This is a genomic window from Streptomyces sp. NBC_00568, from assembly GCF_026341855.1.
GTDB lineage: Bacteria > Actinomycetota > Actinomycetes > Streptomycetales > Streptomycetaceae > Streptomyces.
In genome coordinates, this window is record NZ_JAPENW010000001.1 from 3,494,771 (window position 1) to 3,509,544 (window position 14,774).

Sequence of the window (14,774 nt, forward strand, 5' to 3'; positions counted from 1 at the left end):
GAGGTCTCCTCTGCTCGGGGTCCGACGGGGTCTGACTGCGGGCCTTCCTGTGAGTACGACTGGTTGGGGCGCCGGAATGTGACATGCGGGGAGTTCTCGCAGGCCAGGGGCGGTTGTCAGTGGGGGCGGGCAGGATGGGGGCATGGCGAGGAGAGTGGCGGGCGGGCAGGGTGGGACGGCTGCGAAAGCGCTGGGGCCGAAGGCGGCACGGCGGCCGGAGGTGCGGCTGCCCGCGCTGGAGCCGTACGCCGGCGCGGAGTTGGAGCCGGACGGTGATTACGACGGGCTGGAGTTCCGGGACCAGGGCTTCGCCGGGCAGGACGGCGGGGGAGCCCGCTTCATGGACTGCGCGCTGACGGGCTGCGCGCTGGACGAGACGCGCCTGCACCGCGCGCGTGTGCTGGACTCGGTCCTGACGGGCATACGGGGTGTGGGCACCGATCTGGCCGAGTCGACGCTGCGCGATGTCGAGGTCGTCGACGCCCGCCTCGGCGGCGTGCAGCTGCACGGCTCCGTCCTGGAGCGGGTGCTCGTGCGCGGCGGGAAGATCGACTATCTGAATCTGCGCAAGGCGCGGCTCAAGGACGTCGTCTTCGAGGGCTGCGTCCTGGTCGAACCGGACTTCGGGGGCGCCCGCCTGGAGCGGGTGGAGTTCGTGGACTGCGTCCTGAAGGGGGCGGACCTCACCGGGGCCACCCTCACGGACGTGGACCTGCGCGCGGCGGCGGAGCTGGACATCGCGCGGGGCGTGGACCGGCTCGCGGGCGCGGTCATCAGCACGGCCCAGCTCCTGGATCTGGCACCGGTGATGGCGGCGGCGCTGGGGGTGCGGGTGGACGGCGGCCCGGAGGGGGACTGAAGCTCCCGCCCGGACGGGGCGGCGCTGGGAGCACGGGGGCCCCGAGCCGTGGGCCCGGGGCCCACCGGTGAAGGCCGCCGGAGCGCGGGGCGGGCCCCGCGACGCGGAGGGAGTCTCCGGGACGTGGAGGAGGTCTCCGCGACGTGGAGGGAGTCTGCGGGACGCGGAGGGGGTCTCCGGGGCGGCCGCCATCGCCTGCCCGTGCCGTTCAGCAAGGGAGCGAAGGAGGTCTCCGGGGTGTGCGGCCGACAGGACCGTGGCGTGATGGGAGGCCGGGTCCGGCGTTTGCCGGACGGGGTCTAGGAGATGCGCGGGAAGCGGGCCTGGAGGGTCCAGATCGCCGGGTTCTCGGCGAGGTCGTCGTGCAGGTCGGTGAGGTCCGCGAGCAGGTCGTGCAGGAAGTCGCGGGCCTCGCGGCGGAGCTCGGTGTGGGAGAACGTCAGCGGCTTCTCGTCGCCCGGCATCCAGTCGGCCTCGATGTCCACCCAGCCGAAGCGGCGCTCGAAGAGCATGCGGTCGGTCGACTCGGTGAAGTCCAGCTCCGCTTGCTGGGGGCGGGAGGCCCGGCTGCCGAGCGGGTCGCGGTCGAGCTGCTCCACGATGTCGCACAGCGCCCACGCGAAGTCGAGTACCGGCACCCATCCCCAGCCTGTGGACACCTCCCGGTCCGCCTTGGTGTCGGCGAGGTAGACGTCACCGCAGAACAGGTCGTGCCGCAGCGCGTGGACGTCCGCGCGGCGGTAGTCGGTCTGCGGGGGGTCCGGGAAGCGGTTGGAGAGGGCGTAGCCGATGTCGAGCACGTAGGTGATGGTGTCACGCCGGGGGTACCGCTTCCCGCTCGGCGGTTTCCTGTCGCCGGCCAGGGGTGCGGGGCCCCCGCGCCGCGGGGCCGAGGGGGCCCGGGGCCGTCTCGCGGGTGCGCGAGGTGCGGGGCCGGGGGGTTCGCCGGCTCGGCGGCACAGGGGCGGCGGCGGCTTCCGGTCGGGTCGGGGGCCTCCGGCCGGTGGGTGCCCGCTCGCCCCGCGGCCGGGGCGTGCGGCCGCCTAGGATCGCGGATGTGCCCCGATCTTCCGTCACCGTCCCCTTTGCCCTGGCCCTCTCGCTCGTCCTCGGCGTCAGCGCCTGCGGCGGGGACGACGTGCACGGGAAGCCCGGCGCGTCCGGTGTCGGCGACCCGGTATTCCCGAGGATGGGCAACGGCGGGTACGACGTCACGCACTACGGACTGACCCTGGCCTACGAGCCGCGGGGCAAGCGGCTGAAGGGGACGGCCGAGATCACCGCGCGGGCCCTGCAGGACCTCAGCGCCTTCCATCTGGACCTGCTGGGGCTGAAGGTCTCCGACGTCACCGTCCAGGGCCGCGACGCCGGCTGGAGCCGGGCGGGTCAGGAGCTGACCGTGCGCCCGCACGACGACCTCGACAAGGGGGAGACGTTCCGTGTGACGGTCCGCTACTCCGGAACCCCCAAGACGATCACCGACCCCGACACCTCCGAAGAGGGCTGGCTGCGCACGGCCGACGGCGCCCTCGCGCTCGGGGAGCCCACGGGGTCGATGACCTGGTTCCCCGGCAACCACCACCCCTCGGACAAGGCGGCGTACGACGTCAGGATCACCGTCCCGGAGGACCTCCAGGCCGTCTCCAACGGCGAGTTGAAGAGCGAGACGACCGCGAAGGGCCGTACGACGTACTCCTGGCACACGGCCGAACCGATGGCGAGCTATGTGGCGACGCTCGCGATCGGCCGGTACGACATCACCCGCTCCACGACGAAGAACGGGCTGCCGGTGTACGTGGCGGTGGACCCGACCCAGGCGGAGGCGAGCAAGAAGGTGCTCGGGGGGATTCCCGGGATCATGGACTGGGCGGAGGGCAACTTCGGCCCCTATCCGTTCTCCTCCACCGGGGCGATCGTGGACCGCGGCGAGGACGCGGGTTACGCCCTGGAGACCCAGACGCGCCCCGTTTTCCCCGGTGCCCCCGACACCGCGACCCTGGTCCACGAACTGGCCCACCAGTGGTTCGGCGACTCGGTCACCCCGAAGTCCTGGCGGGACATGTGGCTCAACGAGGGGTTCGCCACCTACGCGGAGTGGCTGTGGCAGGAGGACCACGACGGCGACACGGCCGACGAGATCTTCAACTCCCTCTACCAGGGCGACTATCGCGAACCGGCCGACAACAGCGAGATCTGGGCCTACCCGCCCGCCGAGCCGCCCGGGGCCGCGCAGATCTCCGACCCGCCGGTCTACTACCGGGGCGCGATGGTCCTGCACAAGATCCGTGAACTGGTGGGCGACGACACCTTCTACGACATCGTCCAGGGCTGGGCCGCCACCCACCGCCACGCGAGCGCGGACACGGCCGACTTCACCGCCTACGTCGAGAAGGCCGCGCCGGACAAGGACTTCAGCGGGATCTGGAAGGACTGGCTGTACGGGGAGGGCAAGCCGGACCACCCGTGAGCCGCCGGGCTCCGGGCGCGGTATGTCTTCCGGGCCGCACGAGAGGAGCCCCCGGCCGAAGTCCGGGGGCTCCTCTCGATGGTGCGTGTGCTCAGGATCAGACGCTGACGCCGAAGTCCTGCGCGATGCCCACGAGGCCCGAGGCGTAGCCCTGGCCGACCGCGCGGAACTTCCACTCCGCGCCGTTGCGGTAGAGCTCGCCGAAGACCATGGCGGTCTCGGTGGCGGCGTCCTCGGAGAGGTCGTAGCGGGCGATCTCGGCGCCGCCGGCCTGGTTCACGATGCGGATGTAGGCGTTGCGGACCTGGCCGAAGTTCTGCGAGCGGTTCTCCGCGTCGTAGATGGAGACCGGGAAGACGATCTTCTCGACGTCGGCGGGGAGGCCCGCCAGGTTGACGTTGATCGCCTCGTCGTCGCCGGCGCCCTCACCGGTCCGGTTGTCGCCGGTGTGGACGATCGTCTGGTCCGGCGTCTGCTTGTTGTTGAAGAAGACGAAGTGGCCGTCCGAGTAGACCTTGCCCTGGGGGTTGACCGCGATGGCCGAAGCGTCCAGGTCGAAGTCGGTGCCGGTGGTGGTGCGGACGTCCCAGCCGAGGCCCACCGTGACGGCGGTCAGGCCCGGAGCCTCCTTGGTGAGCGAGACGTTGCCACCCTTGGACAGGCTTACAGCCATTGTTGGGAGTCCCTTCCCTCGTTGACGTACGGGCTTCGTACTGGGGACGAAGCTACCGTCACCCCTATGAACGCCGAGGGGGGTCCCCGAGGTTCCGCCTGTCTTTACTTTCTTTACCTGGAGGCGCATCTTCACCCGGAGGGACGCCGAAAACCGGGTGACGCGGACCGGACGGACACGGGACCATGAACACATGTCCGGTCCCTATGTCATCCGCGGCTCCGTCTCCCTGCCCGAGGCCGAGCTCATGTGGCGCTTCTCGCGCTCGGGCGGGCCGGGCGGGCAGCACGTCAACACCAGCGACACGCAGGTCGAGCTCCGGTTCGATCTCGCGAACACCGAGGCGCTGCCGCCCGTGTGGAAGGACCGCGCCCTCGCGAAGCTGGAGGGCCGGCTCGTCGACGGGGTCATCAGCGTCCGGTCCTCCGAGCACCGCTCCCAGTGGCGCAACCGCGAGACGGCGGCCGTACGGCTGGCCTCCCTGCTCGCCGAGGCCACCGCGCCGCCGCCCAAGCCGCGCCGTGCCACCCGCATCCCCCGGGGCATCAACGAACGCCGCCTGCGCGAGAAGAAGCAGCGCTCCGACACCAAGCGCGGCCGTACCGGACGCGACTGGTAGACCCCGCTCCGGGCCGGGCTGTCACATCCTCGGCCCGCGATCCGTCACCCTCATGACGGCCCGCGACGAGGAGTGGTGACCAACGATGAGCGACAGCGCCCACGAGGGCCTCCCGGAAGACGTCCCGGAGGACGCGCGGACTACGCCCGACGCCGGGGGAGCGCACGCGCAGGACGGCACCGACTTCCTCGCCGCGCGGTTCGAGAGCCACCGCGGTCATCTGCGGGCGGTCGCCTACCGCATGCTCGGCTCGCTCACCGAGGCCGACGACGCCGTGCAGGAGGCGTGGTTGAAGCTGAGCCGCGCCGACTCGAGCCGGGTCGACAATCTCGGGGGCTGGCTGACGACCGTGGTGGGGCGGGTCTGCCTGGACATGTTGCGTTCGCGCAGGACCCGCGGCGAGGAGCCGCTGGAGCCGTCGGCGGAGCGGCAGGGGGTGCGGATGCCCGAGCCGGTGGTCAGTTCGGCCGGCGGTGTCGACCCGGAGCAGGAGGCGCTGCTCGCCGACTCGGTCGGTCTCGCCCTGCTCGTCGTCCTGGAGACGCTGACACCCGCCGAGCGGCTCTCCTTCGTACTCCACGACCTGTTCGCCGTGCCGTTCGACGAGATCGCGGCCGTCCTGGGCCGTACGCCCGCGGCGTCCCGTCAGCTGGCCAGCCGGGCCCGCCGCCGGGTACAGGGCGGCGCGCCGGTGTCGGACGCCGATCCGGGCCTGCAGCGGGAGGTCGTCGAGGCGTTTCTCGCGGCGGCCCGCGAAGGCGACTTCGAGGCGCTCGTCGCCGTCCTGGACCCGGATGTCGTGGCCCGCTCGGAGAGCGGCGTGACGGCCGGCGCGATCGCCGTGGCGTCCGGCGCGAGCAGCTTCGCGCGCCTGGCCCGCATCGCGCGGCCCGCCCTCGTCAACGGCGTCGCGGGTGTCGTGGTGGTCGCCGAGGGACGCCCGGCCGGGGTTCTCGCCTTCACAGTCGTACACGGCAGGATCGCCGTGATCGACATCGTCAACGACCCGGAGCGGCTGGCGGGCCTCGACGTCACCGTCCTGGACCACTGAGCCGGTCGGTTCGGCTGCCGGGCGGGTCGCGCGGGCCAGGCGGATCGGGCGGGGCGGGGTCAGCCCAGCTGCCGGTAGCGGCCCTTGAAGTACGCCAGCGGGCCGCCGTCCGCGCTCGGCACGTGGGCCGTCAGGACGCGGCCGATGACGAGGGTGTGGTCGCCCGCGGGGATCCGCTGCTCGGTCCGGCACTCCAGGGTCGCCAGGGCACCGCCCATCAGGAGCGTTCCGGTCGCCTCGCCGCGGACGTACGGGATGTCCTCGAAGAGGAGCCGGTCGCTGATGCGGCCCTTCATGGAGAAGCGGCCCGCGATGTGGCGCTGGCTCTCCGAGAGCACGGAGACGCCCCACAGGGGCTGTTCGTCGAGCAGGTCGTCCATCCGGGAGCCCTCGCGCAGGCTGACCAGGACCAGCGGCGGGTCCAGGGAGACGGACATGAAGGCCGTCGCGGTCATGCCGACGTCCTCGCCCGCCGGTCCGCCCGGGGCCAGCGCGGGCTCGTGCGCGGTCACCAGGACCACACCCGCGGTCAGCCGGGACATGGCGGCGCGGAACTCGTCGTTGCTCACCCCCTCAGCATGCACGGACGGGGTGAGGGGAACGGCGGCGGGAGTCGTGAGCACGCCGAAACGCTAGTCCCCGCTCCCGGGGCGGCACATCGGACCTCGGCCCTAGCCGGGACCTAGGTCCGGGGGCGGAGAGAAGGCGGCGGGAAGGCGAAGGACGGGGTGGACGGAGGCGGGGGGCGGGACGGCCGTACTCTCATCCGTACGCATTCGGCGGGCACAAGGGCGCACAGGTTCTGCACAGTCGCCCCATAATGCGTTCAGTAAACGCACGGTGAAATGCAGAAACTCCACTCAATTGCTCATCTTCCGCTGTGACTTGAGTCACAGGGGCCATATTTTGTTGACCCTGTGTACCGAGTGGGCAGCGCGCTGTGATTCAGTGGCGGGGGCGTTGCACAGGAAGCTACCCAGCAGTACGGCGTGAGGCGGTTCAGGGGGAGCGCCGAGCAGCCGGCACGGAACGGAAGAGCACCTAGTACGCCGAGAGAACCCTGGAGTTGCTGCGAGGTCTCGAGGGGAGGGCGAATGGAGACCGAGTCGGAGCCCTACGTCCGTCTTGCGACCCTGCGGCAGCTGCATCAGGTGATGGCGGACATGAACACGGCCCGCAGCCTGGCCGACACGCTGCAGACCGTCGCCGACGGTGTGGTCACCGGGCTCGGCTACGAGCTGGCGTGCGTGAACCTCGTACGCCCCGACGGCGACCTCGTCGTCGCCGCCTTCGCCGGCAACTCCGCCGCCGAGGCCCTCATCACCGGCCGGGTCGGCTCCCGCACCTCCTGGGACCGCCGGCTGACCATGGGCGAGGCCTGGGGCGACCTCCGGTTCATACCGCACACCGAGGGCTGGGTCCTCGACGAGGACGACGTGCCGCAGTGGTACACCGACGGTCCCGCGCCCCGCTTCGAGGACGAGTGGCACCCCTCCGACCGCCTCTTCGCGCCGATGTACACCCCGAGCGTCTCCGGCGGCGGCAGCGGCCACGGCGAGCTGATCGGCGTGCTGTCGGTGGACCGGCCGCGCAACGGCCGCAAGCCGGGAGCCTGGGGCCGCGAGGCGCTCCAGATGTACGCCTTCCAGGCCGCCATCGCGATCAGCAACGCGCGTCTACGCGCGAATATGCAGCGTGCACTGGTCCGCCTGGAGCGTGAGCAGCAGGCCCTGCGCGCCAGCGAGGAGTCGTTCCGGCAGGCCTTCGAGTACGCCCCCTCCGGCATGGCGATCGCCGAGATGGGCGGCGACCAGCACGGCCGCATCCTGCGCACCAACGACGCCCTGTGCCGGCTCCTCGGCCGGCCCGCGTCGGCGATGCGCCGCTACTCCTTCTCCGATCTCGTGCACCCCGAGGACATCGGCACCCTGCTGCGGACCTCCGCCGAGGGCGGCCGGGCCGAGCTGCGGCTCGGGCGCCGCGACGGCACCTACGTCTGGGTCCATCTGCGCAACTCCGTCGTCGCGGACGCCGCCGACGGCCCCCGCTTCCTGCTCACCCATGTCGAGGACATCGAGGAGCGCAAGCGCCGTGAGCTCCAGCTCGCGCACCGCGCCTCGCACGACGCCCTCACCGGCCTGCCCAACTCCGCCGAGCTGCGCTCGCGGCTCAGCGCCCGTCTCTGCCAGCGCCCGCAGTCCCTGCCGCCCGGCGCGGTCGCCTCGCTGGACGCGGCGTACGGGCACGCGGACTTCGCGGAGCTGCCGGGCGCCGAGTACGACGGCGGCGGCCACCCCGCCTACGACGGGAACGGGCACGGCTTCGACTTCCACTCCGGCTCCGAGGCGTTCGACGCCTTCGACCACCATGTGCACACCATCGCGCCCGAGGGCGAGACGGACGACGGCACCAAGGGGCTCGCGGTGCTCTTCTGCGACCTCGACGGCTTCAAGTCGATCAACGACCGGTTCGGGCACAACGCGGGTGACGAGGTTCTCATCGAGGTCGCCCGGCGCCTCACCCACGGTGTCCGGGACGGCGACACGGTGGCCCGGCTCGGCGGCGACGAGTTCGTGGTGCTCGCCGACGGTCTCGGCCGGGCGGACGCCCAGGACCTCGCCGTACGCCTGCGGAACGCGATCATTCCGCCCATCAGGGTCGATGGACGAGCCGTCCGCGTGGGCGCGAGTTTCGGCATCGGGTGGGCCCACTGCGGCATGACGGCGGACGAGGTGTTGAAATCCGCTGACGAGCGGATGTACGTCGAGAAACGGTCTCGTCCCAAACAGCACAGGCGTGCGGGATAAGGCGCAGGTCACTAGGTTGATGCGGTGAAGGCCCCCCGTTCGGCCCAGCCGGACCGGGTAGGCTCGCCATTCATTCGTGTACCGCATCTGTACCGCACCCGCTGAGGAGACCAAGGGATGACGCCCGGCAACAACGGCGCGAGCACGCCCGAGGAGGACGACCCGTTCGGCTATCTGTACGCCGACGGTCAGGCCAACGGAGCCACGCCGCCCTCTGGAGGCGGTGGCTACGGCTACCCGGGCTCGGTCAACCGGGTGCGGGCGGTCGGCGAGCGCAAGTACGGCCAGCAGGCGGCTCAGGGCGCCTACGGCCAGCAGGCTCCCACCGCCCCGTACGGCCAGGTGCCGCAGCAGACCGGCCCCGGCCAGCCGAACGCGCACTACGCGGCCCCCGAGACCGTCCCCGGCGGCGCCCAGACGACGCGGTCGCCGATGCCCGGTCACGGTGACGGCGGTGGTCGCGGTCGCGGCCCCAACACCAAGGGCCTGCTCATCGGCGCGATCGCCGTGGTCGCGGCCGTCGTCATCGGCATCGGCATCGCGATGATGGGCGGCGGCGGGGACGACGACAAGGGCGACAACCAGGCGAGCACGACCCCGACGGCCTCCCAGAGCGCGTCCCCGAGCCAGGAGCCGACCAAGGGCTCCGAGGACGTCGTGGAGCTCCCGAAGGTCGACGCGAAGGCCCTGAAGCTGGGCACCGGCGTGACGACGGCCTCGGACGTCAAGGGCGCCAAGGCGGACGGCGGCGTCTACGTCACGGGGTTCAATCACGCCGGCGCGTCGGTCACCTGGAACGTCAGCGGCATCAAGAAGGCCGGCAAGTACACGCTGTACGTCAACTACGGAGTGCCCGGCAAGGACGCCAACGCCACCCTCACCGTCAATGCGAAGGCCCAGGACCGCCCCCTCAACCTGGAGAACTTCGCCAGGGCCGCGGAGGGCGACTACGCGAAGGGCTGGACCAACACCTGGGGGGACATCATCCTCAACAAGGGCACCAACACGATCGAGATCTCCTGCGGGGACGGCAACCAGTGCGACGTGAACTTCGACCAGCTCTGGTTGGAATCGGGCTGGAGGTAGTCCGTAGCCGGTAGGCGATCGCCGAGGGGCGTCATGGCAGCGCGGCTGCCATGACGCCCCTCGGCCTGTCGGGTCAGATCCAGTTCGTGCACGAGTTCAGGAGGGTGTCACCCTCGTACCTGGCCACCTGGACACCCCAGTCGAAGATGCCCGAGCTGTTGATGGCGTAGGAGTTCAGGTCGAGGCTGGTGTTGTTGCCGCCGTAGTTGGCGTGCCACGGCCAGTTCTTCCGCACGCCGTTGACGTCCTTGGTGATGAGCCGGGCCCTGACGTGGTGCCCGTCGGCCAACGAGTCGAAGACGGTCATCGAGAAGTCGAGCCGGGTGTCGGCTCCGTAGAAGTCCGAGTAGACGTACCCGTACGCGCCAGTGGTCGCGCATTCCGCCTGCGTGGGGTTGGCCTGGGCGACGTTGGATGTCGCCACCGTCAGAATCAGGGCTCCCAGGGCAGTGCCCCCAAGCTGAACGGTGCGTCGCAGATTCGACTTAGATATAGACATGCTCATGACATTAATGGATCTTGAGTCGGTTCGGCGGGGATTTATCTCACGCCCGGCGGGCCGGGTCACGCCGCCGTCGCGTCCTCGGTGACCGCGATCTGGTTCACCAGCGTCTCGTAGGCCGACCGGTCGAACTCGCCCGCCGTAGGGGCCAGTACGGTCGCCATGGACAGGGCCGCGGCCCGGGCCAGCCGCTCCGGCCAGGGCAGCCCCTCGGCCAGGCCCGACAGCAGGCCCGCCACGGCCGAGTCGCCCGCGCCCGTGGGGTTGCCGGGGACCCGGCGCGGCGGGGTGGCGCGCCAGTGGCCGTCGGGGGTGTGGGCGAGCAGCCCGTCCGGGCCGAGCGAGGCGACCACCGCGTGGGCGCCGCGGCGCCGGGCGTTGCGGGTGGCCTGCAACGGGTCGTGGGTGCCGGTGAGTTCGGCGAGTTCCTCGGCGTTCGGCTTGATGATGTCGGGGCGGGCGGCGACGCCCCGGCGCAGCGGCTCGCCGCTGGTGTCCAGCAGGACCGGGACGGCCAGGGTGCGGGCGGTGCGGACGAGTTGGGCGTAGGCGCCGACCGGTACCCCCGGGGGCAGGCTGCCGCACAGGGCCACCGCCGAGGCGGAGCGCAGCAGATGCTCGTACGTCTCCTGGAAGGCCGACCACTCGGCGGCGGTTATCGCCGGTCCCGGTTCGTTGAGCTGGGTCGTGTCACCGGTGCCGGTGTCGACCACGGCTATGGTGCGGCGCGTCGATCCCTCCACCGGGACGAGCGCGTCCACCACCCCGGCCGTCCCGGTGAGCTGGTCCCGCACCGTGCGGCCCGTCGCGCCGCCGGTGAAACCGGTGATCGTCACCTCGTGCCCGAGCGCGGCGAGCACCCGCCCCACGTTCAGGCCCTTGCCGCCCGGACGTTCGGTCACTTCGGTCACCCGGTGCGCGCTGTGCGGCCGCAGTGCCCGCACGCGATAGGTGATGTCGAGAGCGGTGTTCAGCGTGACCGTGAGGATCACCTGGGCCGACCTCCCCCGAAGAGTTGTGTGACGTGCGCGCCGGTCCGGCGCCCGCCGATGGTTGCGGAGGTCTGATCATGCCAAAGACAACGGCGGTCGGCCCAGTCCCCCCGGGCCAACCGCCGTACGGCAACAAAGGGGTGAATCACCCCAGTTGGGGATCGACCACCCAGGCGCCCTTGCGCATCACGCCCTTGAGCGCGAAGCCGGCGTCGAGGACCACGAGGTCCGCGTCCTTGCCCGGCTCCAGGGAGCCCACCCGGTCGTACACGCCGAGCAGACGGGCGGGGTTGGCGGAGATGGCCGCCACGATGTCCTCGACCGGCAGCCTGTCGACCGTGACGGCGCGCTGGAAGGCGCGGTCGAGGGTGAGCGTGGAGCCGGCGATCGAACCGCCCTCCACCAGGCGGGCGACACCGTCCGCGACCTCGACCTCGAGCGGGCCGAGCATGTAGCGGCCGTCGCCGAAGCCCGCCGCGTCCATCGCGTCGGTGATGAACGCGACCCGGCCCGGACCCGCGTGATGGAACGCCAGCTCCAGCGAGGCGGGGTGCAGATGCGTGCCGTCGTTGATCAGCTCGACGGTGATCCGCTCGTCCTCCAGGAGGGCGGCGATGGGGCCCGGCGCCCGGTGCCCGAGCGCCGGCATCGCGTTGAACAGATGCGTCGCCACGGTCGCGCCCGCGTCGATGGCCGCCTGCGTCTGCTCGTACGTCGCGTCGGTGTGCCCGATCGCGGCGATCACCCCGTGTTCGGCGAGCAGCCGCACGGAGTCGAGGCCGCCCGGCAGTTCGGGGGCGAGCGTGACCATGCTGGCCCGGCCGCGCGCCGCGTCCACGAGCTTGCGGACCTCGGCCGGGTCCGGGTCGCGCAGCAGTTCCTCGGAGTGCGCGCCCTTGCGGCACGGCGAGATGAACGGGCCCTCGAAGTGGATGCCCGCGAGGTCGCCCTGTTCGGCCAGCTCGGAGAGCATCCCGGCGCGCTCGGCGAGGCCGTGCATGTCACCGGTGACGGTCGAGGCGACGACGGTCGTGGTGCCGTGCAGACGGTGGGTGTGGATGCCCCGGAGGACGTCCTCGACCGTTCCCGAGGTGAAGGACGCGCCGCCACCACCGTGGTTGTGGATGTCGACGAAACCGGGGACCAGCCAGTGGCCGGACAGGTCGGTCACGGGCGCGTCCGCGGGAGCCTCCCCGCCGGAGATCCGCGCACCGTCGATGATCACGCGGCCGTCGTGCACGATCCCGGTGGGCAGTACCACCCGGGCGCCGGCGAGAACCTTGCTAGGGGCCATCGGGTGGTTACCTCCGGGGAGTCGTAGAAGTGGTGTTCAGGAGGTCCCGGGCGAGCAGCCCGGCACCGAGGCATCCGGCGGTGTCCCCGAGAGCGGCGGGGACGATGGACGGCAGCTTCTGGAAGGTGACGCGTCGCTCGACCGCGGCCCGCAGGGGTGTGAACAAGGTTTCCCCCGCCTCGGCGAGCCCGCCACCGATGATCAGTGTGCGCGGGTCCAGGAGGGTGAGCGCGGTGACCAGCCCGTCGGCGAGCGCGTCGACGGCCTCCTGCCAGACGGCCCGCGCCCTCGGGTCGCCCGACGCGACGGCCTTGGCGCAGTCCGCCGCGTCCGCCTCCGGGTCGCCGGACGCCTCGGCCCAGGCCTGGCTGACGGCCGCCGCGGAGGCGAACCGTTCCAGACAGCCGCGCTGCCCGCACGGGCACGGGGCCCCGCCGGGCCGTACGACGATGTGGCCGATCTCGCCCGCGAAGCCGTGCGCGCCCTCCTCGACGCTGCCGTTGATGCCGATGGCGCCCGCGATCCCGGTGCCCAGCGGGACGAAGAGGAAGCGGTCCGCTCCCTGTCCGGCGCCGACGCGGCCCTCCGCGAGCCCACCGGTGCGCACGTCGTGCCCGAGCGCGACGGGTATGCCGCCGAGCCGCTCGCCGAGCAGCCGGCGCAGCGGGACGTCGCGCCAGCCGAGGTTGGCGGCGTAGACCGCGATGCCGTGCCGGGCGTCGACGATGCCGGGGACGGCGACGCCGGCGGCCAGGGCGCTCTCGCCGAAGTGCTTCTCGCCGTGGGCGCGCAGTTCGGCGGCGAAGTCGAGGATGTCTTCGACGACGGCGTCGGGCCCGCGCTCGCGGCCGGTCGCCCGGCGGGCCTGGTGCAGCAGCGCGGGGGGCCCGGAGGTCCGCTGCGGCGGCACGTCGGGGCGGTCCGCGGAAGGCTCGGCGTCCACCCCGACGAGGGCTGCCTTCATCCCGGTGCCGCCCACATCGAGGGCGATGACATGTCTCACGGGGGACAGTGTCGCCCCTTACCCCTAGAGAGGTCTAGTCCACTCACGTGGTGTAGACCTTGTATCCGCATTCCGAGACGGGTGCAACGGACGCAGAAGCAAAGAAGCAGCCGATACGGCTCAGGGGTTGGGGAGTGCAAGCGGTGCAGCGGCGCAGGACAGGAACGATCGCGGCGATCTCGGTTCTCGGCATGACGGCGGCCCTCGCGGCCTGCGGCGGCCCGAGCGGCGGTTCCTCGGACGTGACCCTGAGACTCGTGGCCGCCGACTACGGCGCGTCCAGGGCCAACAGCTCCCAGAAGTACTGGGACGACCTGGCCGAGGACTACGAGGCCGGTCACCCGGGGATCAAGGTCGAGGTCAGCGTCTACCCCTGGACCGACGTGGACCGCAAGGTCAAGGAGATGGTCGCGGCGGGCCACGCCCCGGACGTGGCGCAGATCGGCGCCTACGCCGACTACGCCGCGCAGGGCCGGCTCTACAAGGTCGAGGACCTGCTCTCCATACCTGTTCAGGCCGACTTGGTCCCGGAACTCGCCGACGCGGGGAAGACGGACCGGACGCAGTACGGCATGCCGTTCGCCGCGTCCACGCGCCTGCTCTTCTTCAACAAGACCCTGTTCTCCGAGGCCGGCATCACCCCGCCCACGACCTGGAGCGAGCTCGCGGCCGACGCGAGGGCGCTCAAGGCCAGGGGCGTGAAGTTCCCCTACGCGCTGCCGCTCGGCCCCGAGGAGGCTCAGGCGGAGACCATGCAGTGGCTGCTGAGCGGAGGGAACGGCTACACGGACGACGTCGACTCGTACTCCATCGACTCTCCGCAGAACATCCACACGGTCACCTGGCTGAAGGACGAACTGGTGGGCAAGGGGCTCACCGGACCCGTCGCACCTGCCAAGCTGAACCGTGCGGCCGCCTTCTCGGCGTTCACCCGGGGTGAGGTCGGGATGCTCGTCGGGCACCCCACCCTGATGAAGCAGGCCGCCGCCGAGGGCGTGAAGTTCGGGATGGTGCCGATGCCCGGCGTCGAGGGCAGGTCCAAGGCCACCATGGGGGTCGCCGACTGGATGATGGCCTTCAAGAAGAACGGCCACGGCGAGCAGGTCGGCGACTTCCTCGACTTCGTCTACCAGGACAAGAACGTCCTCGCCTTCTCCCGCGAGTACGACCTGCTGCCGGTCACCTCCTCCGCGTCCGACGCGATGGTGTCCGACCCGGACGACGCGGACCTGGAGCCCTTCCTCGCCGAGCTGCCCTCCTCGGTGCTCTACCCGGTCGGCAAGACCTCCTGGGCCGAGGTCAGCGCCGACGTGAAGAGCGAGATCGCCAAGGCCGTGAGCCAGGACGGCGACCCGGCCGAGATCCTCGGCTCCCTGCAGACCAACGCCACCATGGCGGAAAGCGGCTACTAGGACAGGCCC

General features: G+C 71.5%; 14 protein-coding genes. 7 read left to right on the forward strand and 7 right to left on the reverse strand.

Going from position 1 to position 14,774, the window contains the following annotated elements:
* The first annotated feature begins 142 nt into the window (after positions 1-142).
* Entirely contained in the window at positions 143-859 is a 717-nt protein-coding gene (locus OOK38_RS15330) for a pentapeptide repeat-containing protein (RefSeq protein ID WP_266760033.1), read from the forward strand.
* Positions 860-1,158: 299 nt separating this feature from the next.
* Here OOK38_RS15330 and OOK38_RS15335 read toward each other — a convergent pair whose 3' ends face one another.
* Positions 1,159-1,659, reverse strand: coding sequence for a hypothetical protein (locus tag OOK38_RS15335; protein WP_266760032.1), 501 nt, complete (start codon positions 1,657-1,659; stop codon positions 1,159-1,161).
* A 257-nt stretch (positions 1,660-1,916) separates the two neighbouring features.
* Between OOK38_RS15335 and OOK38_RS15340 the strand changes: the two genes are divergently transcribed.
* Entirely contained in the window at positions 1,917-3,326 is a 1,410-nt protein-coding gene (locus OOK38_RS15340; protein ID WP_266760031.1) for a M1 family metallopeptidase, read from the forward strand.
* 97 nt (positions 3,327-3,423) lie between these two features.
* Here OOK38_RS15340 and OOK38_RS15345 read toward each other — a convergent pair whose 3' ends face one another.
* Positions 3,424-3,999 carry a TerD family protein gene (locus OOK38_RS15345; protein ID WP_121402233.1) on the reverse strand — a complete coding sequence of 192 codons (576 nt, stop codon included), beginning with the start codon at positions 3,997-3,999 and terminating at the stop codon, positions 3,424-3,426.
* Positions 4,000-4,192: 193 nt separating this feature from the next.
* Here OOK38_RS15345 and arfB point away from each other — a divergent pair, with 193 nt between their 5' ends.
* Positions 4,193-4,618, forward strand: coding sequence for an alternative ribosome rescue aminoacyl-tRNA hydrolase ArfB (arfB, locus tag OOK38_RS15350; protein WP_266760030.1), 426 nt, complete (start codon positions 4,193-4,195; stop codon positions 4,616-4,618).
* An 85-nt stretch (positions 4,619-4,703) separates the two neighbouring features.
* A complete protein-coding gene (locus OOK38_RS15355; protein WP_266760029.1) occupies positions 4,704-5,669 on the forward strand; it encodes a sigma-70 family RNA polymerase sigma factor in 966 nt (321 codons plus the stop codon).
* A gap of 59 nt (positions 5,670-5,728) precedes the next feature.
* Here the strand turns inward: OOK38_RS15355 and OOK38_RS15360 are convergent, their stop codons facing one another.
* Positions 5,729-6,238 (reverse strand): flavin reductase family protein, encoded by a 510-nt coding sequence (locus tag OOK38_RS15360; protein ID WP_266760028.1) that lies wholly within the window; start codon positions 6,236-6,238, stop codon positions 5,729-5,731.
* A gap of 525 nt (positions 6,239-6,763) precedes the next feature.
* On the opposite strand from OOK38_RS15360, the gene cdgB reads away from it, so the two are divergent.
* Positions 6,764-8,476 (forward strand): diguanylate cyclase CdgB, encoded by a 1,713-nt coding sequence (gene cdgB / locus OOK38_RS15365; protein WP_266760027.1) that lies wholly within the window; start codon positions 6,764-6,766, stop codon positions 8,474-8,476.
* A 117-nt stretch (positions 8,477-8,593) separates the two neighbouring features.
* Positions 8,594-9,562: a carbohydrate-binding protein gene (locus OOK38_RS15370; protein WP_266848501.1), complete on the forward strand. Its 969-nt coding sequence runs from the start codon at positions 8,594-8,596 to the stop codon at positions 9,560-9,562.
* Between the two features lie 73 nt (positions 9,563-9,635).
* Here OOK38_RS15370 and OOK38_RS15375 read toward each other — a convergent pair whose 3' ends face one another.
* From OOK38_RS15375 to OOK38_RS15390, 4 genes are all read right to left on the reverse strand, one after another.
* Complete coding sequence (locus OOK38_RS15375) at positions 9,636-9,986, reverse strand: hypothetical protein (protein ID WP_266760025.1); 351 nt, start codon at positions 9,984-9,986, stop codon at positions 9,636-9,638.
* Positions 9,987-10,126: 140 nt separating this feature from the next.
* Positions 10,127-11,056, reverse strand: a complete 930-nt coding sequence (locus tag OOK38_RS15380) for a 1-phosphofructokinase family hexose kinase (protein WP_266760024.1) — start codon at positions 11,054-11,056, stop codon at positions 10,127-10,129.
* Positions 11,057-11,201: 145 nt separating this feature from the next.
* On the reverse strand, positions 11,202-12,350 hold the full coding sequence (nagA, locus tag OOK38_RS15385) for an N-acetylglucosamine-6-phosphate deacetylase (protein WP_266760023.1): 1,149 nt from the start codon (positions 12,348-12,350) through the stop codon (positions 11,202-11,204).
* A 7-nt stretch (positions 12,351-12,357) separates the two neighbouring features.
* Entirely contained in the window at positions 12,358-13,353 is a 996-nt protein-coding gene (locus tag OOK38_RS15390; protein ID WP_266760022.1) for an ROK family protein, read from the reverse strand.
* A 143-nt stretch (positions 13,354-13,496) separates the two neighbouring features.
* On the opposite strand from OOK38_RS15390, the gene OOK38_RS15395 reads away from it, so the two are divergent.
* Positions 13,497-14,765, forward strand: coding sequence for an extracellular solute-binding protein (locus OOK38_RS15395; protein ID WP_266848514.1), 1,269 nt, complete (start codon positions 13,497-13,499; stop codon positions 14,763-14,765).
* The last annotated feature ends 9 nt before the right edge of the window (positions 14,766-14,774 follow it).